Consider the following 26620-nt stretch of genomic DNA (forward strand, 5'->3'; position numbering starts at 1 on the left):
GCTCCGCCGCTTCCGCTGACGGGTTCCGCGGCCGGGTCGTCCACAGCCTGTGGACGACCCGGCCGCAGTCATGTGAGCGCCCGGCCGGCGGGCGTCAGCGGCGCAGACGGCGGCCGGTCTCCTCGGTCACCTGTCGCAGGACCTCCGCGAGTTCCGGATGCTCCGTCAGGAGGTCCTCGATTCGCGCACGCCAGGCGCCCACCTCGGCGGACAGCGCGTCCTCGCGAGGGCCCCGCACAGGCTGGGCCTCGCCTCGCCGCAGGCGGATGCGGGTGCGGGTCAGGGCCAGTTCGTATGTCTGCCCGAGACGGCGTCCGAGCGTCTCACCGAGCCACCAGTAAGTGTCGTCCGTCGCCGCCGCGACGAACACCCTGGCGCTCTCCCACGCCACACGTTCCCTGTGGATGACAGCCACGTGATCGACGGTACGTCCGGACTTCACGGCGGGCAATGGCCGCTGCGCCGTCGGTTCTCACCGGGGTTTTGGTGCTTCGCCGGGAGCGGCCTGAGTTTGTCACAACCTGGACACGGATACGAAGAGTAACGATCGAACACGATTAGTTACATCCGAGATGAGGAATCTTCATGCACCGCCCTTTCCGCCTTCTGTCCCTGGCCGCCCTGACCTGTGCGGGCCTGCTCGCCACCGCGCCCGCGTACGCGGGCTGCGGGTGTGACACGCCGAAGGCCGCCAAGCCCTCGACCGCCGCCCTGGATCTCGGCGCGAAGGTCGACGCGGGCCTCGACCTGGGCCTCGACCTCGGCGTCACCCTCGGCCTGAACGTCGACCTCGGCCTGAACGCGAACGCCGGCGTCGGCACGGGCGCGGGGACCGTGAGCTGCGGCAGGCCCGTGGTGCTGCGCCATTGCCGCTGACGGGGCGGCGGGCGTGACCCGGCCGGCGCCGGGTCACGCCACCCGAAAAACCTCGTGCACGATTGGACCGTTCACGTGCGGATGGCGGGCCGGGCTTCTAGAGTGGAAGGATGACCAGCACCACGAGCGAGCAGCGGCCTCCCCGCATACTCGACGACAAGATGTGCTTCGCGCTCTACGCCGCCTCCCGCGCCGTCACCGGCCTCTATCGGCCCCTGCTCGACGAGATGGGTCTCACCTACCCGCAGTTCCTGGTCCTGCTGGTCTTGTGGGACGGCCCCGCGGAGGGCGTCACGGTCAAGGAACTCGGCGCCGCGCTGCACCTCGACTACGGCACTATGACGCCACTGCTCAAGCGTCTGGAGGCCAACGGCCTGCTGCGCCGGGAGCGCCGCGCCGACGACGAGCGCACGGTGCAGATCACGCTGACCGAGAAGGGCGCCGGGCTGCGGGAACGCAGCGACGACATCTTCGTCGCGGTCGGCGACGCGATGGCGCTCGACCCCGAGGAGTTCACCCGCACGCTCACCACGCTGCGCCGCCTGACCGCCAACGTCACGGCCTACACGAACCGGCGGAACTGAGGACCGCGCTCACCGTCCAGCCAGCGCCCCCGCCGTGCTGCGCGAGAATCCGCGCCCGAGCGCTCGGTCAAGGGCGATACGGGTGAGCCAGCCAAGGGCGGCGGGGAACAGCGGCGGCCACACGATCGGGCCGAAGCTGTAGGCGACCAGCACCACGAGCGGGATCCACACGCGGTGGACGGCCTGGTAGAGCACGCCAGGCGGACGAACCCCGGCGAGCCGCGCCAGGTCGGCCAGTGCGAAGAACACGAGCGTGGCGACGGTGGTCGGCACGCCGTACTTGACGCTCTCGAAGACCGCGAACGCGGCCAGGAAGAGCGCGATCACGCCCCAGCCGATCCGCCGCACCCGGCCACCGCCTTTCCGCACCGACCCCATCGCCGAATCGGGCAGGTGCCACCCCGTCGAGCCCGGGAGTCCGCGAGCGAACCGTAGCCCGGTTCACCTGCACCCCTTGACGATCTACTCAACCGCGACCGTACCGGCATGAGTCCCAGGCGGGGTACGGCGAGAGCGATTACATTGCGCACAACTTAATTGTGCTCTAGTGTCTAGTGCGCAGGAGGAAACCGGTTGCGAGGCCGGGTCACGCACTGGAGATCAGAAGGAGCGCGTCATGGCGTACATCACCGTCGGCCAGGAGAACAGCACCGACATCAACCTGTACTACGAGGACCACGGCAGCGGGCAGCCCATCGTGCTCATCCACGGCTACCCCCTGGACGGCCACTCGTGGGAGAAGCAGATCCCCGCCCTGCTCGGCGCCGGCTACCGCGTCATCACCTACGACCGCCGCGGCTTCGGCCAGTCGAGCCAGCCGACCGTCGGCTATGACTACGACACCTTCGCCGCCGACCTGAACACCCTGCTGGAGACCCTCGACCTGCGCGACGTGATCCTCGTCGGCTTCTCCATGGGCACCGGCGAGGTCGGCCGCTACCTCGGCACGTACGGCTCGGCGCGGGTGGCCAAGGCCGCCTTCCTCGCCTCCCTCGAGCCGTTCCTGCTCAAGACGGAGGACAACCCGGAGGGCGTGGACGGCAGCGTGTTCGAGGGCATCCTCGAGGCCGTCACCAAGGACCGCTACGCCTACTTCACCGACTTCTACAACGCCTTCTACAACACCGACGAGAACCTCGGCACCCGCCTGAGCGAGGAGGTCGTCCGAGCCAACTGGAACACCGCCGCGGGCGCCTCGTGGTACGCCTCGTCCGCCGCCGTCCCCACCTGGACGACGGACTTCCGGGCCGACATCCCCAAGATCGACGTCCCCACGCTCATCGTGCACGGCACCGCCGACCGCATCCTGCCCATCGAGTCCACCGGCCGCCCGTTCCACCGGGCGCTCCCCCAGGCCGAGTACGTCGAGATCGAGGGCGCCCCGCACGGCCTGCTGTGGACCCACGCCCAGGAGGTCACCGACGCGCTTCTCGCCTTCCTGGCGAAGTGACGCGGGATATCCCGTCCTGAGATCGTTGTCGGGTGTTCACCCTCACGTCCGTTTCACGGAAGGAGGGGTTCAGGACGAGGAAATGGGATCACATGCCCTGCCGTATGCACCGAAAGGTACGTCTGTGAGTTCCTCCCTCTCCCGCCGCGACCTCATGCGCTCGGCCGCCGCCGGCGGCCTCGGCATCGCCATCGCGGGCAGCATCGAGGCCATCGCCGGCCCCGCCGCCGCCCAGGCCGCCCAGGCCGGGGTCGGCAAGACGATCGGGTACGGCCCGGTCGTCGCCGACCCCGCCGGTCTGCTCGCCCTGCCCAAGGGCTTCTCGTACAAGATCGTCGCTCAGGCCGGCAAGACGCTGCTGGAGTCGGGCGAGCCGACCCCCAGCGACGCCGACGGCACCGGCTGCTTCCGCGGCCGTGACGGCTGGGTGCTGGTGAACAACCACGAGATCGGCGGCGGCGAGCCCTACGGCGTGCCCGCTCTGCCCGGCCTGACCTACGACCCGGGCGCGAAGGGCGGCACGACGACCATCGAGGTCGACAGGGACGGCAACCGTGTCCGCGAGTACGTCAGCGTGGCCGGCACGCACAACAACTGCGCGGGCGGCATCACGCCGTGGGACACCTGGCTGACCTGCGAGGAGACCGAGCAGCGGGCCGGCGGGGCCTTCCTGAAGGACCACGGATACGTCTTCGAGGTCGACCCGTTCGACCGCGAGGCCAACAAGAACCCGGTGCCGCTGAAGTTCCTCGGCCGCTACTCCCACGAGGCCGTCGCGGTCAACCCGCGCAACTCGGAGATCTACCTGACCGAGGACGCGAGCGGCCCGAACGGCCTCTACTTCCGCTGGACCCCGCCCCACGGCTTCCGCGGCCGCAAGGGCGCGCTGCGCGCGCTCGCCCTCGGCCCCGGCGGCGACACCGCGGGGAAGCTGCAGGCCATGCGGTGCCGCAAGGGCAGCAGGCACATCGCCGACCTGTCCGAGGCGACCCAGCCGGGCACCCGCTACAAGGTCGAGTGGGTCGACGTGCCGGACCGGGACGCCAGGACGACCTCGGTGCGCAAGCAGTTCACCGACGACCAGATCACCCGCAGCCGCAAGCTGGAGGGCGCCTGGTGGGGCGACGGCGGCGCGTACTTCGTCGCCAGCTACGCCCGGCACGACGACGGCAGCGTCAACGAGCACGACGGCCAGGTCTGGTTCTACGACCCCGAGTCGGAGACCGTCACGCTCAAGACGATCTTCGGCGTCAACCCCGACCCGGAGCAGGACACCAACTACGACGGGCCGGACAACATCACCGTCTCGCCGTACGGCGGCGTCATCCTCGCCGAGGACGGCGAGGGCCTGTCGCACCTGGTCGGCGTGACCGACAAGGGCACGCCCTACCCGATGGCCCGCAACGAGCTCAACGACAGCGAGTTCACCGGGCCGACGTTCAGCGACGACGGCCGCATCCTGTTCGCCAACATCCAGACCCCCGGCTACGTCTTCGCGATCACCGGTCCCTGGACGCAGAAGCACAACGGCCACGGGCACCACTGACCCGTGACACGACCGCCCCACCGGCACCGGTGGGGCGGTTTCAGGCGAGTAGGGCGGCCAGGGCGAATCCGGCGGCGGCGGCGAGGAGGCCGAGGACCAGGCTGCCGAGCGCGTTGAGCCCGGCCTCCAGGACCGAGCCCTCCTCCAGCAGCCGTACGGTTTCGAAGCCGAACGTGCTGAACGTCGTGAACGCGCCGCAGAAGCCGGTGCCGAGCAGGGTGACCACCACGGCGGGCAGCCCGAGGTCGTCCCGGGCGCCGAGCAGCAGCCCGAGCACGAGCGACCCGGACACGTTGACCGCCAGCGTGCCCCAGGGGAACACGCTGTCGTGCAGGCGCTGCACCAGGCGGTCGGCCAGATAACGGGCGGGAGCGCCGACGATGCCGCCGAGGAAGATGAGCAGCAGGGTCACGACTCCGCCCGCCCCGGCTCACGCCCCACGTAGCGGTAGACCTCCACGGGATCGACGATCACCAGGCCCTCGGTCACCAGTTCGTCCAGTTCCGCCACGAACGCACTGATCCTCTCCGGAACGTCCACGATGACGACGGCGATGGGCAGGTCCTCGCTGAGCGACAGCAGGCGGCTGGTGTGGATGCGCGAGGAGGCGCCGAAGCCCTCGATGCCCCGGAACACGCTCGCCCCGGCCAGGCCCATCACGCGCGCCCGATGGACGATCTCGGTGTACAGCGGCCGGTGTCGGTACTGGTCGCTCTCGCCTATCAAGATCGTCAGTCTCTGCGCGGGGCCGTGCAGTCTCATTCGCCTCTCCTCCCGCGCCGCCGTACGGGGAGGCCCGCCAGGGCGCGGGCGAGGACGATGCCGCACCAGACCGCGACCAGTCCGGCGACCAGGCTGCCCGCGGCGTACGCACCGGCCGTCGGCCACGCGCCGTGCCACGACCGGTCCACGATCTCCGTCGTGAAGGTGGAGAACGTCGTGAATCCGCCGAGGAAGCCGACCCCGAGGAACGGACGGACGTAGCGGCGCGGCGGCCATACGTCCAGGACGAAGACCATCAGGACCCCGAGCGCGAAGCAGCCGGTGACGTTGGCGAGGAACGTCCCCCAGGGGAATCCGGTGGGCGACGCGGGGAAGGCCTGACCGAGCAGATATCTGGCCACGGCGCCGGCTCCGCCGCCGAGGGCGATCACCGCGAGAACGTCCCAGGTCCGGCGGCGGGCCGGAGCCTCCGGCCGGCGGAACACGTCCCGTTCGTGGCGGAGGTCCACGTCGGGGTCGACCGGCAGATCCGCCTCTTCCCGATCGCCGCGTACGCGCCGGCTCACGCCGTTCCTCCTCATCCTCGCCGCCCGGCCTGTGCGCAGGTCCGCACGAGTGCATCCCAGTTTAGGTGCCGCACCGGAACGGCCACCGGCCGCGGCTGCGGAAACCCCTGGCGTGCCTTGGCGGAGTCTGGGACCGCGGCGGAGATTGCCGACCTGGTCGAAGGCGGTATGAGCCAGGACGAAAGCCACGGTCGTCAGGGGGGAACAGCCGCTCATGGAGATGCCGGTAGTCAACCATTGCGAGGCCACCTCGTGCGCGTACAACCGCGACCGCATGTGCCACGCCACCGCCATCACGGTCGGGGACGCGTCACACGCGCACTGCGACACGTTCTTCACCGCGCCCACGCAGGGAGGCGACCAGGACACCGTGGGCCGGGTGGGCGCCTGCAAGATGTCCGACTGCCGGCACAACGTGGCGCTGGAGTGCCAGGCGCCCGGCATCGACATCGGCTACTCCCAGGACGAGGCCGACTGCCTCACGTACGCCCCGGCGTAGGCTCGCCCGCGAGCAGGCCGAGGCTGCGGGCGAGTTGTTCGGCCTCCTTCAGCACGTCGTCCTGCCACGAGGTGAGCGGGTGCTGCGGGGAGGAGGCCCACACCTCGTCGAAGGGGTCTCCGACGCCGGTCTCGTGCCCCGACAGGGTCTCCAACACGGCCAGGCCGCAGAACGGGACGTACACAGGGGAGTAGCCGCCCTCGTGGGACATGACGAGGCGGCCCTCGCAGACCTCCTCGGCGACGTCCATCAACTGCCGGGTCAGCGCGCGGTATCCGGCGGCCGTCACGGTCATCCGCCCCAGCGGGTCCGCCGCGGAGGCGTCGAACCCGCTCGCCACCATGACGAGTTCGGGCGCGAACGCCCGTACGGCGGGCACCACCACGCGGCGGAACGCCTCGATGTAGGCGCCGTTGCCGCATCCGGCCGGAAGGGGGACGTTGAGCGCCGTCCCCGCGCCCGCTCCTGCGCCGGTCTCCGCGAACGTGCCGCTGTGCTGCGGGAACAGGTGCTCCTGGTGGATGGAGACGGTCAGCACGTCGGGGTCCTCGTAGAACGCCGACTGCGTCCCGTTGCCGTGGTGCACGTCGTAGTCGACGACCGCGACCCGGCGCACCCCGTGGTTGGCGCGCGCCCACTCCACGGCGACCGCGATGTTGGCGAACAGGCAGTAGCCCATCCCCCGGTCGCGCTCCGCGTGGTGTCCCGGGGGCCGGACCAGCGCGTACGCGTTGTCCGCCGCCCCCGTCAGCACCGCCTCGGTCGCCGCGATCGTCCCGCCCGCCGCCAGCCGGGCGATCTCGTACGAGCCCGGTCCGAAGGGGGACTGCCCGTCACCCGCGTCGCCGCCGCCCGCTTCGCTGAGGGCCCGGATGCGTGCCACGTGCGCGGGGCTGTGCACGCGCAGCAGGTCCTCTTCCGTCGCGGGCCGCGCCGGGACGCGCAGCAGGTGGTCGAGCAGCCCGGAGACCTCGACGAGCCCGGCGAATCGGGTCTTGGACTCCGGGCTCTCGAAGTTCCGGAATGGCTGGACGGCCCCGCCCGCGGGCAGCAACCCGGCGTGTGTGCCCGTGTCGTGCCAGGCGTAGCGCTCGTGCCAGACGTATCCGGTGGTCATGGATTCCAGGCTCCTCACTGAGTGGGTAGGGTTTCGGCCCGGGTCACGCCGGCGACGTCGTCGAAGAGGGCGGCGATCCGGGCCTCCTCGTCCTGCGAGCGCGGCCCGAGGAACGCGATGCCGACGTAGACGGCGGTGTTGACGATCAGACCGGCCACGCCGGAGGTCAGTCCGCCGAGCCAGGGAATCGAGGTTTCGTACACCGCCTGGAGCACCGCGGCGACGGCGAAGCCGGTCAGCATGGCCGCGATCGCCCCGGTCGCGGTGCCTCGCCTCCAGAAGATGCCGAGGAAGAGCGCCGGTGCGAGCTGGCAGATGCCCTGGTAGGAGATGATCGCGAGGCTGGCCAGGCCCTGGCTGTTCGAGGTCGCGGCGGCGGCGGCCGCGGCGAGCACGGTCAACACGATCACGGCGGTCTTGGCCGCGGCGGTCTCCCGCCCGTCGTCGGGGCGGCCGTCCGTACGGCGGGGCAGCACGTCGTTGGTGATCAGCGCGCCGCAGGCCTGCATGTTGGCGTCGACGTTGCCCATGGTGGCGGCCAGGACGATGACCCCGGCCAGGGCCACGAGCACCGTGCCGCCGACGCCCGCCGTGATGAACCAGACGTGGTCGGGCGCGGCCGAGACGCCGGGGACCGTCGAGGCCAGCATGCCCAGCAGGCTCAGCGCGGTGGCGAAGACGAGGACGTAGGGCGCGATCTGCACCGCCGACCGCTTGATGACCGCCGCGCTGCGCGCCGTGAACAGCCGTACGAAGATGTCCGGCCAGCACCAGCCGCCGAGCGCGCCGGTCAGCACGATCGACATCAGGTAGAGCGGACCGGTCTCGCTGCCGGGTCCGGGCAGCGAGAAGAATGTGCCGGGGAGCCTGTCCAGGGTGTGCCCGTTCGTGAGCAACCACACCAGCAGCCCGAGGATGACGCACAACCCCAGCACGTACGCCACCAGGCCCTGGACCATGTCGCTGACCACGACGCCGCGCATTCCCATGCGGACCGTCCAGATCTGGCGCAGCGCGAGGAAGCCGATGCCGATCAGGATGGCGGCGTTCGCCGGCACCCGCCCGAAGGACAGGTACGAGAACACCAGGCCGAGGGACTGCAGCCCCAGGACCAGCCAGGGGAACGACGCCACGATGCCGATGACGGCGGCGACGGTCCGCACGTGGCGGGAGCCGAAGCGCAGGCCGAGGAAGTCCGCCTGGGTGCGCAGGTCGAAGCGGCGCCCCCAGTCGTGTACGCGCTGGGCCATGAAGAACATCAGCACCACGGCGAGCAGCGAATAGGGCAGGTAGTAGAAGCCGAGCACCCCCGAGCCGGCGGCCAGGCCGGTGAAGGAGATGAAGATCGATCCGGGCAGCCATGTGTTCAGGAACGACATGGTCTGATACCAGGAGCCGAAGGAGCGTCCGGCGACCGCGTAGTCGCTGAAGTCGTGGTTCGCCCGCTTGGAGCGTTCGAGGACGACCACGATCAGCAGGAGCAGCAGGGCGATCGCGCCGTATCCGACCAGCATGTTCACGACCGGCCTCCGGGGGTGGTCGCGCGCGGGCGGTCCAGCGCGTACATGACCAGGATGCCGGCGAGCACGACGGCTCCGCCGCCGACGAAGTAGAGGAGGGAGAGCGCGGGGTTCGCGCGGTTCCCGACGAACCAGTACACGGGCGGGCAGAGCGTCAGTACGACGTCGAGGATGAGCAGGGCCGCGAACAGGCCGCGCGGCCGGGGACGGGTGTGGGGGGCTTGGCTCATGGCGGGTCCTTGGTGCCGTAGTGCGATGAGGTGGACCACGTTGAAGATGCCGGAACGTTCCGGCGTCGCTAAAGTAAATGCAGTCGGAACGTTCCGGCAAGACCTCGGAGTTAACGTCGTGAAAAATGTCGAGGGGCGCCCGAAACCGCGGACCGGCGAGCAGGGTCCCGGCGAGCAACGTGCCAGCGAGCGGGGCGCCGCGCCGCCTCCGTCCGAAGGGGCGTCGCCGTCCGAAGGGGCGTCGGGGGCGTCGTCCGCGCCCGTCGCGGGGCCTGGCCGTTCGGTGACGATCGTCGACGTGGCCCGGCACGCCGGGGTCTCCAAGACCACCGCCTCCGACGCGCTGTCCGGCGCGGGCCGGGTCTCGGCGCGGACCCGGGCCCGGATCGAGGAGGTCGCCGCGCGGCTCGGCTATCACCCCAACACGGCCGCCCGCCACCTGCGCAACAGCCGCGTCGGCGCGGTCGGCCTCTACCTGCCGCGCCAGGTGATGGGGACGGGTTTCTACATGGAGTTCGCCTTCGGGGTCGCCGAGCGTGCCCGGGCGGCCGGGCTCGACCTCACCCTGCTCGGACCCGACTCCAGCGGGATCAAGGCGCCGCGGCTGCGGGTGGACGGTCTGATCATCCTGGACCCGATCCTGGACGATCCGGTCGTCGCGGACCTGCTCGGCGGGGGCGTTCCGGTGGTCACCGTGGGTCACCACCGGGGTTCCGGTCCCATGCCGCGCGGCGTCCTGAGCGCCGACCACGTGGAGACGACCAACCTGCTCCTCGAACACCTCGGCTCCCGCGGCTCCACGATGCCCGGGCTGATCGTGCCGGACGGGGACTTCCTCACCGACTGGTCGCTGACGCTGCAGGAGACCTACGAGAGGTGGTGCTCGGCGCACCGCGTGGAACCCGCCACCAGAGGGGTCGCGGTGGACGCCTCGCCCGAGACGCTCGACGCGGTCGTACGCGACCTGATGGCCTCCCGTCCCGACCTCGACGCCCTCGTCTGCGCCCCGGACGGCAGCGCCCTGCGCGCGCTCGGCACGCTGCGGTCGCTGGGACGGCGGGTCGGTGAGGAGTTGCTGCTCGCGTCGTGCGTGGCGAGCCAGAGCCTGGAGATGTGCGATCCGCCGATCACCGCCGTCGACCTGCGCCCGCGCGTCTACGGCGCGAGCGCCGCCGAACTGCTCGCGGAGATCCTGTCGGCGGACGGGGCCGGCGACGAGCCCATCACGCGCGTGCACCCGGCCGAGCTCCGCGTTCGCGCCTCGACCGGCTCCGAGCCCGCGGAACCCGCTCGTCCGTGACGGAGCCGCCGCCCCCTCGCGGCCCGCTCGACAGCGCGGGCCACGTGATCGCGCTTGGGTAGGCTTCGGCTATGCGTTGAGTCCTGCCCGGAAGCCGGGCGCCGCCATCTCCTTCGTGTCACGCGATCGAATCCGGAACTCACGAAGGAGACGTTCACCATGCCCCCGTCGATTCGCATCGACGTCCCCGAGGCGCTGGCCGCCTCACACAGCAAGTACGGCGGTGCGTCCGGCCGTGCCTGGATCGCGGCGCTGCCCAGGCTGGCCGCCGATTTCCTGGACCGGTGGACGCTGCGGTTGGACGGTCCGGGGCGGCACGGCATGGCATCGCTCGTGCTGCCGGTGACCCGCGCGGACGGCACGCCCGCCGCGCTCAAGCTCCAGCCGGTCAGCGAGGAGCACGCCACGGAACCGGTCGGGCTGCGCGTCTGGGACGGCGACGGGGTGGTCCGCCTGCTCGACCACGACCCGGACACCGGCACCATGCTCCTGGAGCGCCTGGACGCGACCCGGCCGCTGTCGTCGGTGGCCGACGACACCGCCGCCCTGCGGATCCTGGCCGGGCTGCTGGAGCGCCTGGTCGCTGTGCCCGCGCCGGAGGGCCTGCGCCGCCTGGCCGACATCGCCGCCGCCATGCTCGACCAGGTGCCACGCGCCGTGCCCTCGCTGGCGGACCCGGCCGATCGGCGACTGGTGCGGACCTGCGCGTCCGCCGTGGCCGAACTGATCGGCGAACCCGGCGACCGCCTGCTGCACTGGGACCTGCACTACGACAACATCCTCGCCGGACAGCGAGAACCCTGGCTGGCCATCGACCCCAAACCACTCGCCGGCGACCCAGGCTTCGACCTGCTGCCGGCACTGGACAACCGGTGGGAGGAGGTGGTGGCGGCCGGTGACGTCACCCGCGCCGTACTCCGCCGCTTCGACCTGCTCACCGAAGCCCTGGGCCTGGACCGGCAACGGGCGACCGGCTGGACGCTGGGCCGCGTGCTGCAGAACGCGTTGTGGGACGTCGAGGACGGCGAGACCGCGCTGCAGCCGGCCCAGGTCGCCATCGCCACCGCCCTGCTGCGCCATCGGGCGGGCTGACCGCGCGGACCTATGGATCCACGGGGGCGAAGGGGGCGATGGGGTTGACCAGCTCGCCGGCCATCTGCAGCGCGGCCGACGGGTCGGTCAGATCCACCATCTGCCGGTTGTCGCGCAGTTGCAGGCGGTTGAGGCACGACAGGGGATGCGTCTCGGCGAACAGGTCGTAGCGCAGGAACCGGTCCGCGAGGTGCGGGACCGACCGCTGGTAGGCCGTCGCGCACTCGGCGACGGTCCGCCAGAAGGCCTCCTCGTCCAGCACGCCGTCCGTGGCGAGCACCGCGTTGAGGAAACGCAGGAAGCAGTCGAAGACGTCGGTGAAGATCGACAGCAGCCGGTGTTCCTCGGGCACCTCGGCGCGGATCCTGGCGACCTCGGGCGGCAGGTCCGCGTCCGGGTCCATCACCACGATCTCCTCGGCGATGTCCTTGAAGATCACCCGTTCCACCGCGCCGCCGTCGAGGACCAGGATGACGTTCTCGCCGTGCGGCATGAACGCCAGGTCGTACGCGTAGAAGGCGTGCAGCAGCGGGACGAGGTACGCGTCGAGGTAGCGCCGCAGCCACACCTCGGGGGCGAGACCCGACTGCTCGATCAGCGCCGCCGCGAACGACCGCCCGTCGTCATCGACATGCAGCAGGGAGGCCATGGTCGCCAGGCGGCGGCCCGGCTCCAGACCGGCGACCGGGCTCTCCCGCCACAGCGCCGCCAGCATCTTCCGGTAGGGCGAGTAGCGGTCGGTGGCCGCCTCGTACAGGCGGTTGCGGTAGCCGACGGCCGCCCGCTCGCGGATGATCGTCAGGCGGGTCGCGCGGAGGACCTCGTCATCCCTGATCAGGTCGGCGAGCCAGTCGTTGATCGCGGGGGTGCCCTCCATGTACGCCGCCGACAGGCCCCGCATGAAGCCCATGTTCAGCACCGACAGCGCCGTCTTGACGTAGTGCTTCGACGGCGCGCTCGCGTTGAAGAACGTGCGCACCGACTGCTGGGCGAGGTGCTCGTCGTCGCCGGGACCCAGGCAGACCAGCCGCCGTTCGGCGACCTCGGCGGCGAACGTCACCGAGATCCGGTTCCACCACTGCCAGGGGTGCACCGGCACGAGCAGGTAGTCGGCCATGTCGAGCCCCAGGCCGGCCAGCGTGGCCGCGAAGCGGGCCAGGACCTCCTCGCCGAGTTCGCCGCGCATCAGCCGTTCGTAGTCGATGTCGCGCGAGCAGGTGAACGTGGTGTGGTCGCGGTGGGCGGCCAGCCAGATCAGCCGTACGGGCGCGGCGGCCTCGGGGGCGTACCGGTGGTGGTCGTCGATCCCGTAACCGATCCGGCCGCTGTTGGCCACGAAGCACGGATGGCCCTCGGTCATGGCGGCCTCGATCTCCTGGAAACCGGCCTTCGCCAGCTCGGCCGCGCCGACCGGCGGGCGGCTCAGCTTGTACGCGAGGCTCGCCAGCGTGGAGGTGATCTCCTCCAGGTAGACCGGGAGGACCTCGTCGCTCAGCCCGAGCGGGCCGCGCATCTCGGTGACGAACTCCAGCGCGTCCAGCGGCAGGGTCTCGCCGGAGAGCCGGTGGCGGGTGACCTCGCCGATGTGCCAGTGGTCGAGGGACATCACGGTCGCGGTGAAGCGATACTCCACCTCGCCCCGCCCGCAGTCGCCGCGCACGGCGAAACGGCCGTCGCCGAGCGGCCGCGGGGTGAGCAGCCGCTCGTGGGCGAACTCGGCGAGCGCCTTGCGCACCAGCCGCCGGTTGGCCCGCTCCCACAGCTCCGGCGTGAGGTGGGAGACCACCTCGACCGGGTTCATCGCCTCGACCGGGTTCACGGCATCGATCGGGTTCACGGCATCGCCTTCCGGGTCGCGGTCAGGAACCTCTCCCGGGTGCAGACGCTCAGCAGGGCCTCCTTCTCCGGCTTGGCGACCGTGCCGAGGACCTCGAAGCCGACGGCCGCGTTGAGCGCGTGCACCGCCGTGTTGCGCACGTCGGGCTCGACCACCACCCGCCGGGTCGCGGGATCGGCGAACAGCAGCTCCATGACCGTGGTGATCACGGCCAGGGTGAAGCCGTGGATCGGGGTCTGCGCGGGCGCGCACAGGAAGTGCATGCCGACGTCGCCCTCCTCGGCGTCGTAGCGCCCCGCCAGCTCGACCCGGGCGGGGTCGTAGCTCTCGGCCAGGAAGGCCGGGCGGCCGTTCACCAGCCCGAGGAACGCGTCGCGGTGCGGGTGTTCGACGATCTCGCGGTATTCCTTCTCCACGCGGGCGACGTCGGCGTCCTGCATCATCCAGAACACCGCCTTGGGGTGGGTGACCCAGGCGTGCACGACCGGCGCGTCGGCCTCCGGGTCGAGCCGGCGTACGGCGAGCTCGCCGACCCGGTCGTCGGTGCGGCGGAACACGATGTCACTCATGCCACCACGCCCTCGGGCGCGCCGAACTCCTGGAAGGCGATGGCCTTCTCGATGGGGTAGTGCTCCCGGCCCAGGATCTGGCTGATGATCCACGAGTTGCGGTAGGGGCCCATGCCGAGGTCGGGGGAGGTGACGCTGTGGGCGTGGGTGGCGCCGTTCTGCACGAAGATCCCCCGGCCGGTGACGTCGACGCTGTAGTTCCTGGCCACGTCCAACCGGCCGTGCCGGTCCCACCGGATCCGGTCGCGTACGGGGTCGAGGAAGGCGGGGGGCTCGTAGCGGTAGCCCGTGGCCAGCACGAGCCCCTGGGTGACGAGCGTGAAGTCGCGCTCCTGCTCCACGTGGCGCAGCCCGAGCGTGTACTCGCCCCGGCCGGCGTCGTAGGCCGCCTCGCGCAGCTCGGTGCAGGTCAGCAGCCGGGTGGGGATCGGGCCGCCGACGGTCTTGGCGTACAGCAGGTCGAAGATCTCGTTGATCAGCGCCGCGTCGATGCCCTTGTAGAGGCCCTTCTGCTCGGCTTCGAGGCGATATCGGGTGTCCTCGGGAAGCGCATGGAAGTAGTCGACGTACTCGGGGGAGGTCATCTCCAGGGTCAGCTTGGTGTATTCCAGGGGGAAGAACCGCGGGGACCTGGTCACCCAGTTCAGCCGGTAGCCGCGGGTGTCGATGTCGGCCAGCAGGTCGCGGTAGATCTCGGCGGCGCTCTGCCCGCTGCCGACGATCGTGATGCTCTCCTTCGCCTGCAGCGCGGCCTTGGCGTCGAGGTAGCCGGCGTTGTGGACGAGGTCGCCGCCGAGGCCCCGGCAGGCCTCCGGCACGTACGGCGGGGTGCCGGTGCCGAGCACGAGGTGCGGGGCCCGGTGCTCGGTCTCACGGTGCTCGGTCTCCTCGCCGCCGTCGGTGACCGCGCGTACGACGTAGTGGCCGTCGGCCTCGTCGTACGTCACCGAGGTCACCCGGTGACCGAAGCGGACGCTCCGCAGCCGCGCGGCGGCCCACCGGCAGTACGCGTCGTATTCGGCGCGGAGCTGGTAGAAGCTCTCGCGGATGTAGAAGGGATACAGCCTGCCGGTCTCCTTCAGGTAGTTGAGGAAGGAGTAGGGCGAGGTGGGGTCGGCCAGCGTGACGAGGTCGGCGATGAACGGCGTCTGCAGCGTCACGGAGTCGAGCATCATGCCCGGGTGCCAGGCGAAGCCGGGCCTCGCCTCCAGGAACACGCCGTCGAGCTCGGCGATGGGCTCGGCGAGGCAGGCCAGGCCCAGGTTGAACGGCCCCAGCCCGATCGCGACGAAGTCATGAGTGGACATGCGTTACCTCCGGGTGGTCGGCGAGCGGGGCGAGGTCGTCCACGTACCGCTGGGCGTGTCCGGCGAGGAGGTCGAGGACGTGTGCGACGTCGTCCAGCGTGGTCTCCGGGTTGAGCAGGGTGAACTTCAGGTAGTGGCGGCCGTCGACCGTGGTCCCGGCGACGACGGCGTCGCCGGAGGCGGCCAGGGCCTCGCGGGCGTACAGGTTCGCGTCGTCGGCGAGCTTGCGGCCCGGACCTTCCGGCGGCAGGTAGCGGAAGACCAGCGTGCTCAGCGGCGACTTCGCGACGACCTCGAAGCGGGGGTCGGCGGCGACCAGGGCGTACGCCTGCGCCGCGCGGTCCACGACCTCGTCGAACAGCTCGCCGACCGCGTCCGGGCCCATCACCCGCAGCGTCAGCCAGAGCTTGAGCGCGTCGAAGCGGCGGGTGGTCTGCAGGCTCTTGTCCACCTGGTTGGGGATCCCGCGCTCGGCCATCCGCCGGGGGTTGAGGTAGTCGGCGTGGTGGGCCGCGTGCCGCAGCACCGCGCCGTCGCGCACCAGCACGGCGCTCGAACTGACCGGCTGAAAGAAGGACTTGTGGAAGTCGACGGTGACCGAGTCGGCCCGCTCGATGCCGTCGAGCAGGTGCCGCCGCCTGCGGGAGACCAGCAGCCCGCAGCCGTACGCCGCGTCCACGTGCAGCCACACTCCAGCGGCTTCGCCCACCCCGGTCGATTTTTTACACAGATCTGCGATCTCCGGCAGGGGGTCGATCGAGCCGAAGTCGGTGGTGCCAGCGGTGGCCACCACTGCCATGACCACCAGTCCGGCGCGGCGGCAGCGGTCGAGTTCGCGGGCGAGCGCGGCCGGCCGCATCCGCCGGTCGGCGTCGGTCTCCACGGTGACGACGGCGTCCGGCCCGAGACCGAGCAGGTTCGCCGCCTTGCGCACGCTGAAGTGCCCGGCCTCCGACGTGATCACGCGCAGCCGCGACGGGACGGCGCCGGCGATCGCATGAGCCTCCTCGCGGGCGAGCAGCAGGGCGTGGAGGTTCGACTGGGTGCCGCCGCTGGTGAAGACACCGTCGGCGGCGGGGCCGAAGCCGATCCGGCCGGCCGTCCACTCGATCAGGCGGCGCTCGATGAGCGTGCCGCCCGCGCTCTGGTCCCACGTGTCGAGCGAGGAGTTCACCGCCGACAGCACCGCCTCCCCCAGCAGCGCGGGGATCACCACCGGGCAGTTGAGGTGCGCCAGGTAGCGGGGGTGGTGGAAGTAGACGGCGTCGCGCAGGTAGACCCGTTCGAGCTCGTCGAGGGCGGCGGCGTGGTCGTGCAGCGGCCGTTCGAGGTCGATCGCGGCGATCTCCGGCGCGAGCCGTTCCGGGGACACGCCGCTGAACGGCCGGTCGGCGCGCCGGATCCGGTCCGCCACCCGCTCGGTCCCCGCGGCCATCGCCCGCCGGTACCCCTCCACTGTGCGGTCGTTGAACAGGTACGGCCGCGCGGCCCCGGCATGGGGATAGGTCATTGTCATCCTTACCGTAAGGAGTTAGGTTAGGCGAACCTAACTCGTGGGAGTCGACACGTGTCCCCGGGTGATTTCTCTGAAGAAGCGTGGTCAGCCGAGCTTCTTGGCGTTCCGGATCGCCGTCGCCAGGTTCTCCAGGATCGGCGCGGCTCCGGCGTACGAGAAGCGCGGCACGGGGTCCCAGGCGACGACCTGGTCGGCCTTGACGGCGGGCAGCTTGGCCCAGGACGGCTTGGACGCCAGGTCCTTGGGCTGCAGCGCGGTGCTGCGGTTGTCGAGCAGGATCACGTCGGCGTCGTACTTGTCGGCGTTCTCCCAGCTCAGGTTCTCGTAGTAGCCGCCCTCGCCGGGCTTTTCCGGCTTGACGACGTCGACTCCGAGCTGGGCGAAGTACATGAGGTCGGTGTTGACCTCCGGATTGGACACGTACAGCACGTCGGGGCTGCCGGAGGCGGCCAGCACCTTGATCCCGGGGTTCTCCGCGACCGCCTTGCGCACGCTCTCGGCGGCGGCCTCGAACCTGGCCTTGGCCTCGGCGACCTTCGGGGCCTTGAGGTCCGCGCCCAGCGACTCGGCGAGGGCGGCGTAACGCTCGATCGGCTCGGTCATCGGGACGCGGGCCGTGCTGATCGCCACCGTGGGGGCGAGCTTGACGATCTTGTCCTTGCTCTCGTCCGGGACGTACCACAGGGCCCCGGGGTCGTACATGTGCGTGACGAGAAGCTCGGGACGCAGCGCCGCGTACTTCTCGATGTTGAACTCGCCCCAGACGTTGCCGAGGATCGTGACCTTGTTCACGTCCAGGTCGCCGGCCTGGGGGTCGGGGGAGCCGTCGGCGCGCTTCGTCTCGCCGAAGACGCCGGCGACCTTCTGCTGCAGTCCGTAGTCGGCGAGCACCGCCGCCGTCCCGGTGAACGCCACGACCCGCGACGGGACGGCCCCGAGCGTGATCGTCTCCTTCCTGTCGTCGGTGAAGGACCACGACTTCGCGCTCTGACCTGCGGTGGAGGGCGCCGGATCGCTCGACCCGCAGGCGGCCAGCGCCAGGGTGAGTACGGCGGCTCCGCCCGCCGCGAAAAGGCCGCGACGGGACATGGGGGAGTTCAGGTTTCGCACGGTTCGTCTTTCTCTCGCGGGCCGGGGCCTTGGGGTTGATCGCTAGTTAGGTTACCCTTACCTAAGTTCTTGTCCAGAGGGGCGGTGAAAATCGTCCCCTGCCCCCACCGGAGCAGTTCGTGGTCGTCACAGAGTCCTCGCAGATCAGCGCGCCTGCGCCGGTGCCGCGAAAACGCGCGCAGAACGCCCGGCGCGCCGCGGCGCTGCTGGGCTCGGCGATCGCGCTGGCCGTCGTCCTCGTGCTCAGCCTCGGGCTCGGCGCCCGGCAGCGCTCCCCGGCCGAGGTCTGGCACGGGCTTTTCGACGCCGACTCGGCCGCCTACACGGTCGTCCACCAGATGCGGCTGCCGCGCACCCTCCTCGGGCTGCTCGCCGGAGTCGCGCTGGGGGTCGCGGGCGGCGTCATGCAGGCGCTGACCCGCAACCCGCTGGCCGACCCCGGCCTGCTGGGGATCAACGCGGGCGCCTCGGCGGCGGTGGCCACGGCCGCCGGACTGCTGGGCGTGGCGTCGTTCCAGGGCTACGTCTGGTTCGCCCTCGCCGGGGCGGCGGCCGTGTCCGTGCTGGTGTACGCCGTGGGCGGCGGGCGGGCGGCCACCCCGGCGCGGCTGGCGCTCGCGGGAGCCGCCATCAACGCGGCGCTCTACTCGTACGTGAACGGGACGATGCTGCTCGACTCGGCCTCGCTGGAGACCATGCGCTTCTGGACGGTCGGCTCACTGGCGAGCGCGCAGGGCGAGACGGCGGCCATGATGACGCCGTTCATCGCGGCGGGCCTGCTGCTGGCTCTGGCCCTGGCCAGGCCGCTCAACGCGCTCGCGCTCGGCGACGACTCGGCGCGCTCGCTCGGCGCGCACCCCGCCCGGGTGCGCGCGGGCGCCATCGTGGCGGTGACGCTGCTGTGCGGGGCGGCGACGGCGGCCTGCGGGCCCATCGTCTTCGTCGGGCTCATGGTGCCGCACCTCGTCCGCGCGCTGACCGGCCCCGACCAGCGCTGGATGCTCCCCTGCTGCGCGCTGCTCGCGCCCGTGCTGCTGCTCGGCGCCGACGTGCTCGGGCGGCTGGTGGCCAGGCCCGGCGAACTGCAGGCGGGCATCGTCACGGCGGTGCTGGGCGGCCCGCTGTTCCTGTACTTCGTGCGAAGGAAGGTCCGCGCATGAGTGCAGTAGGGCCCATGCCCGTCCGAAGGATCGCCGGTGGCATGACCCCGCGGCTCAGGGCCGTCGCCGTGGGAGCCGGCTGCCTGCTGCTCGCGCTCGTCTTCGGCGTGCTCGCGGTCGGCGGCGGCGACTATCCGATGAGCCCCTCCGACGTCGTACGCACCGTCCTGGGCGGCGGCAGCCCGGCCGAGGACTTCATCGTGCACGAGCTTCGGCTGCCCCGCGTGGTCACCGCGCTGCTCGTGGGCGCCGCCCTCGCGCTGGCCGGCGCGGTCTTCCAGTCGCTCGTACGCAACCCGCTGGGCAGCCCGGACCTGCTGGGGTTCACCCAGGGCTCGGCGGCCGGGGCGCTCCTCGTGGTCGTCACGGGAGGCGGCAGCGCGGCACTCGCGGGCGGCGCGGTGCTCGGCGGGGTCGTCACCGGAGCGGTCATCTACGCGCTGGCCTGGCGCGGCGGCCTGCACGGGCACCGCCTCGTGCTGGTGGGCATCGGCGCCACCGCGATCCTCACCGGCGTCAACGGCTACCTGCTGACCCGGGGACGGCTGATGGAGGCTGCGCGGGCCATGCTGTGGCTCACCGGCAGCCTGGACGGGCGCGGCTGGGAGGACGTCCTCCCGCTGCTCGTCGCGATGGCGGTGCTGGCGCCGGTGGTGCTGCTCGGCTGCGCCCGCCCGCTGGCGATCACGGAGATGGGCGACGACCTGGCGCGGGGCCTCGGCGTACGGGTGCAGGGCCTGCGGCTGGTCCTGCTGGGTGCGGCCGTGCTGCTCACCTCCCTGGCGGCGGCGGCCGCAGGGCCGGTGTCGTTCGTCGCGCTCACCGCCCCGCACCTGGCCAGGCGGATGACCCGGGCGCCCGGGCCGAACCTGCTCGCCGCGACGTGCACGGGCGCGGCGCTGCTGACGGGCGCCGACCTGGCCGCGCAGCGGCTGTTCGCGGGCCACCAGCTGCCCGTCGGGGTGGTGACGGGGGTGCTCGGCGGCGGCTACCTCGTCTGGCTGCTCGCCGCCCAGCGGAAGGCGGGACGGATATGACCCAGACGATCGAGCACGGAATCAGCGGGCACGGGAACGGAGTGGCGGGCATGCACGACGACGGGCCGCGCCTGAGCGGCAGCGCGCTGACGCTCTCTTACGACAAGAGGGTCGTCGCCGAGAACCTCGACGTGACCATCCCCGGCCGGTCCTTCACCGTGATCATCGGGCCCAACGCCTGCGGCAAGTCCACGCTGCTGCGCGCATTGGCGCGCACGCTCCGGCCCGCCGCCGGGACCGTGCTGCTCGACGGGCGGGACATCACCTCCCTGCCCGCCAGGAAGGTCGCCAGGACCCTCGGCCTGCTGCCCCAGACGTCCGTCGCGCCGGACGGCATCACGGTCGCCGAACTGGTCGGCCGGGGGCGCTATCCCCACCAGCGGCTGCTGCGCCAGTGGTCGGCGGACGACGAGCGGGTGGTGCGCGAGTCGATGGAGGCCACCGGGGTAGCCGACCTGGCCGGACGCATGGTCGACGAGCTGTCCGGGGGGCAGCGCCAGCGCGTGTGGATCGCGATGGCGCTGGCGCAGGAGACGCCGCTGCTGCTCCTGGACGAGCCGACGACCTACCTGGACATCGCCCACCAGATCGAGGTCCTCGACCTGTGCGCCCGCCTGCACGAGGAGCGCGGACGCACGCTTGTGGCGGTGCTCCACGACCTCAACCACGCCGCCCGCTACGCCACCCATCTGATCGCGATGCGCGACGGCCGGGTCGTGGCCGCCGGGGCGCCCGGGGAGGTCATGACCGCCGACCTGGTGGAGGAGGTCTTCCGGCTGCCCTGCCGGGTGATCGACGACCCGGAGACGGGCACTCCCCTGGTCGTTCCCGCCGCCCGCCGCCGTACGGAATCGGCCACACGGTGATGGGGATTCCATCGGAGACGGTGTCGTGAACAGGGTGTCGGAGACGGCCGGCAGGGTGTACCGGGACGCCTGGGGCATCCCCCACCTACGCGCGGGCGATCCGTACGAACTGGCCTTCGCCCAGGGACGGGTCACCGCCCTCGACCGGGCCTGGCAGATCGAGGTCGAGCGGCGCCGGGCCACCGGCACGTCGGCGGAGATCCTCGGGCCGGACGCCGTCCCATGGGACCGCTTCGCCCGGCAGGCCCGGCTCGCGGACACCGCCGAGCGCTGCCTGCACGCCCTGGACGGCGACACGGCGCGCTGGGTGAGCGCCTACATGGACGGCGTCAACGCCGGACTGCCCGAGGGAGCCCGCCGCGCACCGGAGTTCGCCGCGATGGAAGCGACTCCGCGAGAACCGCGAGAGGCGGCAGGGCCCGTCACAGGGCCCGTCACAGGGCCCGTCACAGGGTCCGACGCGGCAGGGCTCGCAGCGACAGGACCGGGCGCTCGCGGGCTCGCGCCGGGCCGATGGGAGCCGTGGACGCCGCTGGCGATCTGGCTGTCCCACCACATCCTCTTCGCGCACTTCCCGGCCAAGCTGTGGCGCGAGGCGGTGGCCGACCGGCTGGGCCCCGAGGCCGTCGCGCTGTTCGCGGCCGACGGGCCGGGCACCGGCGGGAGCAACGGCTGGCTGGTTCCCGGTGATCGCACCGCCACCGGCGCGGCCCTGATCGCGGGCGATCCCCACCGGTTCATCGAGGACCCCGGCTTCTATCAGCAGATCCGCCTGGCCTGTCCCGAGTTCGACGTGGTGGGGCTGGCCGTGCCGGGCGTTCCGGGCATCGCCCACTTCGGGCACGCCGGCTCGGTCGCCTGGGCGATCACCAACGCCATGGCCGACAACCAGGACCTCTACCGCGAACGGCTCCGGCGCGGGGACGGCCGCATCGAGGCGCTCGGACCGGACGGCTGGCGCCCCTGCGAAGCCCACGTCGAGGTCGTCGAGGTGGCGGGGGAGACCCCGGTCGAGGTCGAGGTCGTCGAGACCGAGCGCGGCCCGATCGTCATGGCGGACGCCCGCGTCCGGGGGGAGACCGGCCACGACCGCGAGCGGGAGACCGACCACCGCGTGTGGGAGGCGGTGAGCCTGCGGTATCCGCCGCGCGTGCGGCGTGACCTGGGGTTCGCGGCGCTGCCGGCGCTGCTGCGCGCGAAGACCGTGGCCGACGTGGACCGGGCGCTCGACCGCTGGGCCGAGCCCGTCAACGTCGTGCTCGCCGCGGACACCGGCGGCGGCCTGCTGCACCGGGTCGCCGGGGTGGTGCCCGTCCGCCACCCGGACAACGCGCTGCGGGTCGTGCCCGCCTGGGCGCCCGGCCACGGGTGGGGCGACCGGCACGCGCCGACGCCCCGCCGCGAGGTCGGCGGCATCACGGTCATGGCCAACGAGCGGGGGATCGCCGCGCCGTTCGGCGTCGAGTTCGCCCCGCCCTACCGCGCCGACCGGATCAGGCGCCTGCTCGGTGCCTCGCCGCGCTGGTCGGCCGGGGACATGGCGGCCGTCCACACCGACACCCTGCTGCCGAGCGCGGGCCCTCTCCTCGACCTGCTGGCCGGGCTGGACGGGCTCACCCCCGAGGCCGTACGCCTGCGGGACCGGCTACTGGCCTGGGACCGCCGCATGGACGCGGGCAGCACCGACGCGGCGGCGTACGCGGTGGTCCGGGCCGAGGTGGTGCGGCGCCTGGCGGCCCACCCCGCCCTGGCGTCCCTGGCCGGACTGGACGCCGGGGTTCCCGAGGTCTTCCGGCCGTGGCTCGCGCTGACTCCCCGTGTCGCGTACGCCCTGGAGAGCCTGCTGACGACCGGCCTGCTGCCCGGATTGGACCGGGCCGCCATCGTGGAACTGGTCCGGGCGGCGCTGGAGGACGTGGCGGCAGGCGGTGAGACGACCGGGGTCCGCTGGGGCGACCTGCACCGGCTCGCCCCCTGGCGGGCGCTGCCGTCCCCGGCGATCCCGCCCCCTGTGGACGGCGGCGTGCCGTCGAGGGCGGGCCTGCCGGGCGACCACGACTGCGTGCTGTCCACGTCGAGCGTGCCGGGCGTCACCCATCACTGCGCCCGGGGCCCGGCGGCGCGCTACGTGTGGGACCTCGCGCGGCGCGACGGGAGCCTGTGGATCGTCCCGTTCGGCGCGAGCGGCGTGCCCGGCGACCCCCATTGGCGTGACCAGCACCCGCTGTGGCTGCGCGGCGAACTCGCGCCGGTGATCACGGACTGGAACCGATTGACGGAGGAGCGACATGACCCCTGACGCACACACCACGGCCCCCGCACGGCGCGAGGCCGTGTGGGAGCAGGTGGTCGAGGGATTCGGCGCCTTCCGCATCGTGCCGGTGGACCCGCAGGCCGATGTGGACCTGATCCACTCCTGGGTCACCGAGGAGCGGGCCCGGTTCTGGGGCATGCTCGACGCGAGCCGCGAACGGGTCTTGGAGATCTACGACTACCTCGACGGCCTCACCACCCACCACGCCTATCTCGTCCACCGCGACGACCGGCCGGTGGCCCTCTTCCAGACGTACGAGCCCGAGGCCGACCCGGTCGGGGAGTGCTACGACGTCCGGCCGGGCGACTTCGGCGTCCACCTGCTCCTCGGGCCGGCGACGGGGGAGGGCGAGCGCGGCTTCACCCCCGCCCTGTTGTCCGTGCTCCTCGCGTACGCGTTCTCCGACCCGCGCCACACCCGGATCGTGGCCGAGCCGGACACCCGCAACGACAAGGTGATCGACCGGATGCTGCGGACCGGCTTCACCCTCGGACCCGAGATCGACCTGCCGGACAAGCGGGCCCGGCTGCTCTTCCTCACCAGAGACCACCGCTGACACCAAGGAGTGCGGAGTGCTGCTCGACGCCCTTTCCGACCATCTGGAAGGCCTCGCGGCGGAGCGGGGCGGCGTGCTGGGAGTCCTGCCCGGGCTGGTCGCCGACGACTCCCCCGGCTGGTTCCCCGCCGCCGACCTCGTGCGGGAGCCGTACGAGGGTCTGCTCGCGCTGGTGGACGAGACGGCCGAACGCTGGAGCGCGCCGCGTCACGTGGCTGCGGCGCTGCTGTGGAAGACCTACGGCTACTGGCACACGATGCCGCTGGCCCTGGGCTGGGCTCTCGGCCGCAGGGTGCCGCTGATGCGCCTGGAGGACACGCTGGTCAAGCCGTCCGCGGCCGGGGTGACGGTGGCGGCGTCCCGGGTGACCGTGGCCGTGCTTCCCGGCGACCCGCTGGCCGGGACCGAGGGCACCGTCGTCGTCCCCGATCTCCCGGCGGCCATCAGGGAGGCGCTCCTGGAGAGCCAGTATCCGTTCGTCAGGGCGCTCAGTGCCGCGACCAAGGTGGGGGAGCGCACCCTGTGGGGCTCCACCGCGGAGGCGTTCGCCCACCCGTTGCTCACGCTCGGGTCGTACGCCGAGGCGGCCCGGCTGCTCGACGAGATCGGGCCGCCGGTGGCCGGACTGCTCGCGCCCGACGGTGACGGATACCGCCGCCGCACGTGCTGCCTGTGGGTGACACTTCCGGACGCCGACCCCTGCTCCACCTGCTGCGTACGCTGATCTCGCTGCCGTGACGGGGAGAGCGCCGGTCGGTACGCCGCCTCTCCCCCGATCTTGACAGCCTCGCCGCCGCTGTGTCAGCGTTCCGAGTGCGTGGCCCCGCCGAGGGTTTCACGCTTTTCCATGCGCGCTGGAAGGTCAATTGGTCAGGGACGCTACCTGACGTGCATGGCGACTACCTGAGGGCCGGCACGTGTGCCCGGCTCTCTCGAAGTTCCGCCGCATGGGAGAGACACGATGCGATCGACAACGGCAAGACGGCGAACACGCCTGCCCCGGATCACCGCCACGGTGCTCGTCACAGCGCTCGCCACGCTGACGGCCCTCGCCACCGCCCCGGGAGCGCTGGGCGCCACCCTGTTCGGGGACGATTTCGAGGACGGCGACACGGGCGGCTGGTCCAAGTCGGGCGGCACCTGGTCGGTGGTGTCCGACGGGTCGGCCGCGTTACGCCAGAGCAAACTGCCCAGCGACCTGGCCCGGGTCTTCGCCGGCTCGACGGCCTGGACCGACTACGCCGTACAGACCCGGGTGCGGCCGATCACGTTGAGCGGGGCCACGTCCTACGTGGGGCTGGCCGCCCGCTCGACCTCGTCCACCACGTTCGACCGCCTGGTCCTGACGGGCGAGGGCCGCGCCGAACTGCAGGCGGTCCGCAGTGGCGCGGTCAGCGTGCTCGCCTCGGTTCCCCTCGTCGTCGTCCCCGGAAGCTGGTACACGCTCAGGATCGAGGAGTCCGGCGGCACCGTGCGCGGGTACGTGGACGGCACCGCGGTCGGCTCCGGGGCGAGCCAGTCGGGCAAGGGCCGCATCGGCCTGCAGACGTTGGGCGCCACCGCGTCCTTCGACGACGTCGAGGCCGGAGACGTAAGCTCCCCCTCGCCCTCGCCCTCGCCCTCGCCGTCCACGTCGCGTTCGCCGTCTCCGTCCGCCTCGCCTTCCGCCTCGCCGTCGCCCAGTGCCACTCCGGGAACCGGCACGCTCGTCGTGGCGGCGAACGGCGCCGACACCAACCCGGGCACGCTCGACCGGCCGCTGGCCACGATCCAGAAGGCCGTCGACCTCGCGCAGCCGGGCACCGTCATCGCGATCCGGGGCGGCACCTATCCGCTCACCGCGAACATCCAGATCCTCAAAAGCGGCACCGCCGACAGGCCGATCACGATGACCGCGTACGGGACCGAGCGCGTGGTCATCGACGGCGAGTCGCTGCCGAACACACCCGCCCCTGTCGGCGGCAGCATCCCCAGGGCCCAGCGCGGCGCGATCCACATGGAGGCCGCCCACTGGCGCCTGGTCAACCTGGAGATCGTCAACAGCCCGTACGCGCTGTACTGCGACGGCTGCGACGACAACGTCTTCGAGCGGCTCTCCACACACGACAACTACGAGACCGGTGTGCAGATCCAGGGCGCGTCGAGCGGCAACCTCGTCCTCGACCTGGACAGCTACGGCAACCGCGACCCGCGCAAGAACGGCGAGAGCGCCGACGGCCTCGGCATCAAGGAGGGCAGCGGCACCGGGAACGTCGTGCGCGGCGCCCGCCTGTGGAACAACTCCGACGACGGCTTCGACGCCTGGGAGTTCCTGTCGCCGATCACGATCGAGGACAGCGTCGCGTACGGCAATGGCTACAACCGCTGGAGCCTGCCCGACTACACGGGCGACGGCAACGGCTTCAAGCTGGGCGGAGGCGGCGACACCGATCCGCCCGCCGCGCACGTGGTGCGTAACAGCATCGCCTACGGAAACTCCGCGGGCGGCTTCATCGACAACGCCAACCCCGGCGCGATCACGATCGACCACAGCACGGCCTGGCACAACGTCAAGACGGGCTTCGACGCCTCCGACGCCGCGGCCACCCTCACGCGCAACCTGTCCGTCGGCAACGGCACCGCCGCCGTCCTCGGCGCCGCGGCCAACGGCAGCGGCAACTCCTGGGACATCGGCGGCACCTGGAACGACGCCGCCCTGGTCAGCACCGATTCCTCGACGCTGACCGGACCCCGGCGAGCCGACGGCTCCATCCCGCCTTCGGACTTCCTGCGGCCCCGCAACGGCGCCGACGTGGGCGCCCGCCTCTGACCCGCCGGCAGCACGGGCGCGGCGGCCGGCACCGCC

The 26620-nt window shown here is 71.9% G+C and carries 27 protein-coding genes; 14 read left to right on the forward strand and 13 right to left on the reverse strand.

What is annotated here, in order from left to right; translation table 11 throughout:
- Positions 1-94: 94 nt before the first annotated feature.
- On the reverse strand, positions 95-415 hold the full coding sequence (locus Msi02_RS40730; RefSeq protein WP_143737771.1) for a hypothetical protein: 321 nt from the start codon (positions 413-415) through the stop codon (positions 95-97).
- A gap of 170 nt (positions 416-585) precedes the next feature.
- On the opposite strand from Msi02_RS40730, the gene Msi02_RS40735 reads away from it, so the two are divergent.
- Together Msi02_RS40735 and Msi02_RS40740 are read left to right on the forward strand one after the other, a co-directional pair.
- A complete protein-coding gene (locus Msi02_RS40735; protein WP_204053070.1) occupies positions 586-876 on the forward strand; it encodes a hypothetical protein in 291 nt (96 codons plus the stop codon).
- A gap of 110 nt (positions 877-986) precedes the next feature.
- Complete coding sequence (locus Msi02_RS40740) at positions 987-1460, forward strand: MarR family winged helix-turn-helix transcriptional regulator (RefSeq protein WP_204053071.1); 474 nt, start codon at positions 987-989, stop codon at positions 1458-1460.
- 9 nt (positions 1461-1469) lie between these two features.
- On the opposite strand, the gene Msi02_RS40745 is transcribed toward Msi02_RS40740, so the two are convergent.
- Complete coding sequence (locus Msi02_RS40745; RefSeq protein ID WP_204053072.1) at positions 1470-1838, reverse strand: DUF4260 family protein; 369 nt, start codon at positions 1836-1838, stop codon at positions 1470-1472.
- A gap of 238 nt (positions 1839-2076) precedes the next feature.
- On the opposite strand from Msi02_RS40745, the gene Msi02_RS40750 reads away from it, so the two are divergent.
- Positions 2077-2910: an alpha/beta fold hydrolase gene (locus tag Msi02_RS40750; protein WP_139575377.1), complete on the forward strand. Its 834-nt coding sequence runs from the start codon at positions 2077-2079 to the stop codon at positions 2908-2910.
- A gap of 124 nt (positions 2911-3034) precedes the next feature.
- Entirely contained in the window at positions 3035-4456 is a 1422-nt protein-coding gene (locus Msi02_RS40755) for an alkaline phosphatase PhoX (RefSeq protein ID WP_239109266.1), read from the forward strand.
- Positions 4457-4496: 40 nt separating this feature from the next.
- Here Msi02_RS40755 and crcB (Msi02_RS40760) read toward each other — a convergent pair whose 3' ends face one another.
- The 3 genes from crcB (Msi02_RS40760) to crcB (Msi02_RS40770) are packed head-to-tail and all read right to left on the reverse strand — an operon-like array spanning position 4497 to position 5745.
- Entirely contained in the window at positions 4497-4868 is a 372-nt protein-coding gene (gene crcB, locus Msi02_RS40760; protein WP_204053074.1) for a fluoride efflux transporter CrcB, read from the reverse strand.
- Complete coding sequence (locus Msi02_RS40765; RefSeq protein ID WP_204053075.1) at positions 4865-5218, reverse strand: DUF190 domain-containing protein; 354 nt, start codon at positions 5216-5218, stop codon at positions 4865-4867. Before Msi02_RS40765 ends, crcB (Msi02_RS40760) begins: the two co-directional genes overlap by 4 nt.
- Positions 5215-5745, reverse strand: a complete 531-nt coding sequence (crcB, locus tag Msi02_RS40770; protein ID WP_239109268.1) for a fluoride efflux transporter CrcB — start codon at positions 5743-5745, stop codon at positions 5215-5217. The genes Msi02_RS40765 and crcB (Msi02_RS40770) overlap by 4 nt, the downstream gene beginning before the upstream one ends.
- A 214-nt stretch (positions 5746-5959) precedes the next feature.
- Between crcB (Msi02_RS40770) and Msi02_RS40775 the strand changes: the two genes are divergently transcribed.
- Positions 5960-6244, forward strand: coding sequence for a DUF1540 domain-containing protein (locus Msi02_RS40775; RefSeq protein WP_204053077.1), 285 nt, complete (start codon positions 5960-5962; stop codon positions 6242-6244).
- Here the strand turns inward: Msi02_RS40775 and Msi02_RS40780 are convergent.
- Genes Msi02_RS40780 through Msi02_RS40790 form a run of 3 tightly spaced genes read right to left on the reverse strand, consistent with a single transcriptional unit; the run spans position 6225 to position 9111 of the window.
- Positions 6225-7361, reverse strand: coding sequence for a histone deacetylase-like amidohydrolase (locus tag Msi02_RS40780; RefSeq protein ID WP_204053078.1), 1137 nt, complete (start codon positions 7359-7361; stop codon positions 6225-6227). The two genes, Msi02_RS40775 and Msi02_RS40780, sit on opposite strands and share 20 nt — an antisense overlap.
- Before the next feature lie 14 nt (positions 7362-7375).
- Positions 7376-8875 (reverse strand): sodium:solute symporter family protein, encoded by a 1500-nt coding sequence (locus tag Msi02_RS40785; protein WP_239109275.1) that lies wholly within the window; start codon positions 8873-8875, stop codon positions 7376-7378.
- A gap of 2 nt (positions 8876-8877) precedes the next feature.
- The gene (locus tag Msi02_RS40790; RefSeq protein WP_204053080.1) at positions 8878-9111 is read right to left on the reverse strand and encodes a hypothetical protein; all 234 of its coding nucleotides are present in this window, start codon (positions 9109-9111) and stop codon (positions 8878-8880) included.
- A gap of 283 nt (positions 9112-9394) precedes the next feature.
- On the opposite strand from Msi02_RS40790, the gene Msi02_RS40795 reads away from it, so the two are divergent.
- Positions 9395-10411, forward strand: coding sequence for a LacI family DNA-binding transcriptional regulator (locus Msi02_RS40795; RefSeq protein WP_204053081.1), 1017 nt, complete (start codon positions 9395-9397; stop codon positions 10409-10411).
- Positions 10412-10570: 159 nt separating this feature from the next.
- Positions 10571-11503 (forward strand): aminoglycoside phosphotransferase family protein, encoded by a 933-nt coding sequence (locus tag Msi02_RS40800; RefSeq protein ID WP_204053082.1) that lies wholly within the window; start codon positions 10571-10573, stop codon positions 11501-11503.
- Positions 11504-11513: 10 nt separating this feature from the next.
- Here the strand turns inward: Msi02_RS40800 and Msi02_RS40805 are convergent, their stop codons facing one another.
- The 5 genes from Msi02_RS40805 to Msi02_RS40825 all read right to left on the reverse strand — a co-directional run bounded on the left by Msi02_RS40805 (position 11514) and on the right by Msi02_RS40825 (position 17842).
- The gene (locus Msi02_RS40805; RefSeq protein WP_204053095.1) at positions 11514-13304 is read right to left on the reverse strand and encodes an IucA/IucC family protein; all 1791 of its coding nucleotides are present in this window, start codon (positions 13302-13304) and stop codon (positions 11514-11516) included.
- 32 nt (positions 13305-13336) lie between these two features.
- Positions 13337-13909: a GNAT family N-acetyltransferase gene (locus tag Msi02_RS40810; protein WP_204053083.1), complete on the reverse strand. Its 573-nt coding sequence runs from the start codon at positions 13907-13909 to the stop codon at positions 13337-13339.
- The gene (locus tag Msi02_RS40815) at positions 13906-15216 is read right to left on the reverse strand and encodes a lysine N(6)-hydroxylase/L-ornithine N(5)-oxygenase family protein (RefSeq protein ID WP_204053084.1); all 1311 of its coding nucleotides are present in this window, start codon (positions 15214-15216) and stop codon (positions 13906-13908) included. The genes Msi02_RS40810 and Msi02_RS40815 overlap by 4 nt, the downstream gene beginning before the upstream one ends.
- On the reverse strand, positions 15203-16726 hold the full coding sequence (locus Msi02_RS40820; RefSeq protein ID WP_204053085.1) for a pyridoxal phosphate-dependent decarboxylase family protein: 1524 nt from the start codon (positions 16724-16726) through the stop codon (positions 15203-15205). Before Msi02_RS40820 ends, Msi02_RS40815 begins: the two co-directional genes overlap by 14 nt.
- Before the next feature lie 90 nt (positions 16727-16816).
- A complete protein-coding gene (locus Msi02_RS40825) occupies positions 16817-17842 on the reverse strand; it encodes an ABC transporter substrate-binding protein (RefSeq protein ID WP_239109269.1) in 1026 nt (341 codons plus the stop codon).
- A gap of 119 nt (positions 17843-17961) precedes the next feature.
- Here Msi02_RS40825 and Msi02_RS40830 point away from each other — a divergent pair, with 119 nt between their 5' ends.
- From Msi02_RS40830 to Msi02_RS40860, 7 genes are all read left to right on the forward strand, one after another.
- Positions 17962-19002, forward strand: coding sequence for a FecCD family ABC transporter permease (locus tag Msi02_RS40830; RefSeq protein WP_204053086.1), 1041 nt, complete (start codon positions 17962-17964; stop codon positions 19000-19002).
- Between the two features lie 41 nt (positions 19003-19043).
- Entirely contained in the window at positions 19044-20039 is a 996-nt protein-coding gene (locus Msi02_RS40835) for a FecCD family ABC transporter permease (RefSeq protein WP_239109271.1), read from the forward strand.
- A 50-nt stretch (positions 20040-20089) separates the two neighbouring features.
- Positions 20090-20905 carry an ABC transporter ATP-binding protein gene (locus tag Msi02_RS40840; protein WP_204053097.1) on the forward strand — a complete coding sequence of 272 codons (816 nt, stop codon included), beginning with the start codon at positions 20090-20092 and terminating at the stop codon, positions 20903-20905.
- 25 nt (positions 20906-20930) lie between these two features.
- Positions 20931-23204 carry a penicillin acylase family protein gene (locus Msi02_RS40845; RefSeq protein WP_204053088.1) on the forward strand — a complete coding sequence of 758 codons (2274 nt, stop codon included), beginning with the start codon at positions 20931-20933 and terminating at the stop codon, positions 23202-23204.
- The gene (locus Msi02_RS40850; protein WP_204053089.1) at positions 23194-23775 is read left to right on the forward strand and encodes a GNAT family N-acetyltransferase; all 582 of its coding nucleotides are present in this window, start codon (positions 23194-23196) and stop codon (positions 23773-23775) included. The genes Msi02_RS40845 and Msi02_RS40850 overlap by 11 nt, the downstream gene beginning before the upstream one ends.
- A gap of 16 nt (positions 23776-23791) precedes the next feature.
- A complete protein-coding gene (locus Msi02_RS40855; protein ID WP_204053090.1) occupies positions 23792-24499 on the forward strand; it encodes a (2Fe-2S)-binding protein in 708 nt (235 codons plus the stop codon).
- A gap of 237 nt (positions 24500-24736) precedes the next feature.
- Positions 24737-26584, forward strand: a complete 1848-nt coding sequence (locus Msi02_RS40860) for a right-handed parallel beta-helix repeat-containing protein (protein ID WP_204053091.1) — start codon at positions 24737-24739, stop codon at positions 26582-26584.
- Positions 26585-26620: the final 36 nt, after the last annotated feature.

It is taken from the genome of Microbispora siamensis, from assembly GCF_016863095.1.
Lineage (GTDB): Bacteria > Actinomycetota > Actinomycetes > Streptosporangiales > Streptosporangiaceae > Microbispora > Microbispora siamensis.

What these genes read in the sequence shown, in the direction of transcription:
- Msi02_RS40835 (WP_239109271.1), top strand. Translation starts at nt 19,044, where the DNA reads ATGACCCCGCGGCTCAGGGCCGTCGCCGTGGGAGCCGGCTGCCTGCTG.
- Msi02_RS40735 (WP_204053070.1), top strand. Translation starts at nt 586, where the DNA reads ATGCACCGCCCTTTCCGCCTTCTGTCCCTGGCCGCCCTGACCTGTGCG.
- Msi02_RS40850 (WP_204053089.1), top strand. Translation starts at nt 23,194, where the DNA reads ATGACCCCTGACGCACACACCACGGCCCCCGCACGGCGCGAGGCCGTG.
- Msi02_RS40745 (WP_204053072.1), bottom strand. Translation starts at nt 1,838, where the DNA reads ATGGGGTCGGTGCGGAAAGGCGGTGGCCGGGTGCGGCGGATCGGCTGG.
- Msi02_RS40785 (WP_239109275.1), bottom strand. Translation starts at nt 8,875, where the DNA reads ATGCTGGTCGGATACGGCGCGATCGCCCTGCTGCTCCTGCTGATCGTG.
- Msi02_RS40805 (WP_204053095.1), bottom strand. Translation starts at nt 13,304, where the DNA reads ATGAACCCGGTCGAGGTGGTCTCCCACCTCACGCCGGAGCTGTGGGAG.
- Msi02_RS40840 (WP_204053097.1), top strand. Translation starts at nt 20,090, where the DNA reads ATGCACGACGACGGGCCGCGCCTGAGCGGCAGCGCGCTGACGCTCTCT.
- Msi02_RS40820 (WP_204053085.1), bottom strand. Translation starts at nt 16,726, where the DNA reads ATGACCTATCCCCATGCCGGGGCCGCGCGGCCGTACCTGTTCAACGAC.
- Msi02_RS40765 (WP_204053075.1), bottom strand. Translation starts at nt 5,218, where the DNA reads ATGAGACTGCACGGCCCCGCGCAGAGACTGACGATCTTGATAGGCGAG.
- Msi02_RS40780 (WP_204053078.1), bottom strand. Translation starts at nt 7,361, where the DNA reads ATGACCACCGGATACGTCTGGCACGAGCGCTACGCCTGGCACGACACG.
- Msi02_RS40750 (WP_139575377.1), top strand. Translation starts at nt 2,077, where the DNA reads ATGGCGTACATCACCGTCGGCCAGGAGAACAGCACCGACATCAACCTG.
- Msi02_RS40740 (WP_204053071.1), top strand. Translation starts at nt 987, where the DNA reads ATGACCAGCACCACGAGCGAGCAGCGGCCTCCCCGCATACTCGACGAC.
- Msi02_RS40790 (WP_204053080.1), bottom strand. Translation starts at nt 9,111, where the DNA reads ATGAGCCAAGCCCCCCACACCCGTCCCCGGCCGCGCGGCCTGTTCGCG.
- Msi02_RS40800 (WP_204053082.1), top strand. Translation starts at nt 10,571, where the DNA reads ATGCCCCCGTCGATTCGCATCGACGTCCCCGAGGCGCTGGCCGCCTCA.
- Msi02_RS40815 (WP_204053084.1), bottom strand. Translation starts at nt 15,216, where the DNA reads ATGTCCACTCATGACTTCGTCGCGATCGGGCTGGGGCCGTTCAACCTG.
- Msi02_RS40860 (WP_204053091.1), top strand. Translation starts at nt 24,737, where the DNA reads ATGCGATCGACAACGGCAAGACGGCGAACACGCCTGCCCCGGATCACC.
- Msi02_RS40775 (WP_204053077.1), top strand. Translation starts at nt 5,960, where the DNA reads ATGGAGATGCCGGTAGTCAACCATTGCGAGGCCACCTCGTGCGCGTAC.
- Msi02_RS40810 (WP_204053083.1), bottom strand. Translation starts at nt 13,909, where the DNA reads ATGAGTGACATCGTGTTCCGCCGCACCGACGACCGGGTCGGCGAGCTC.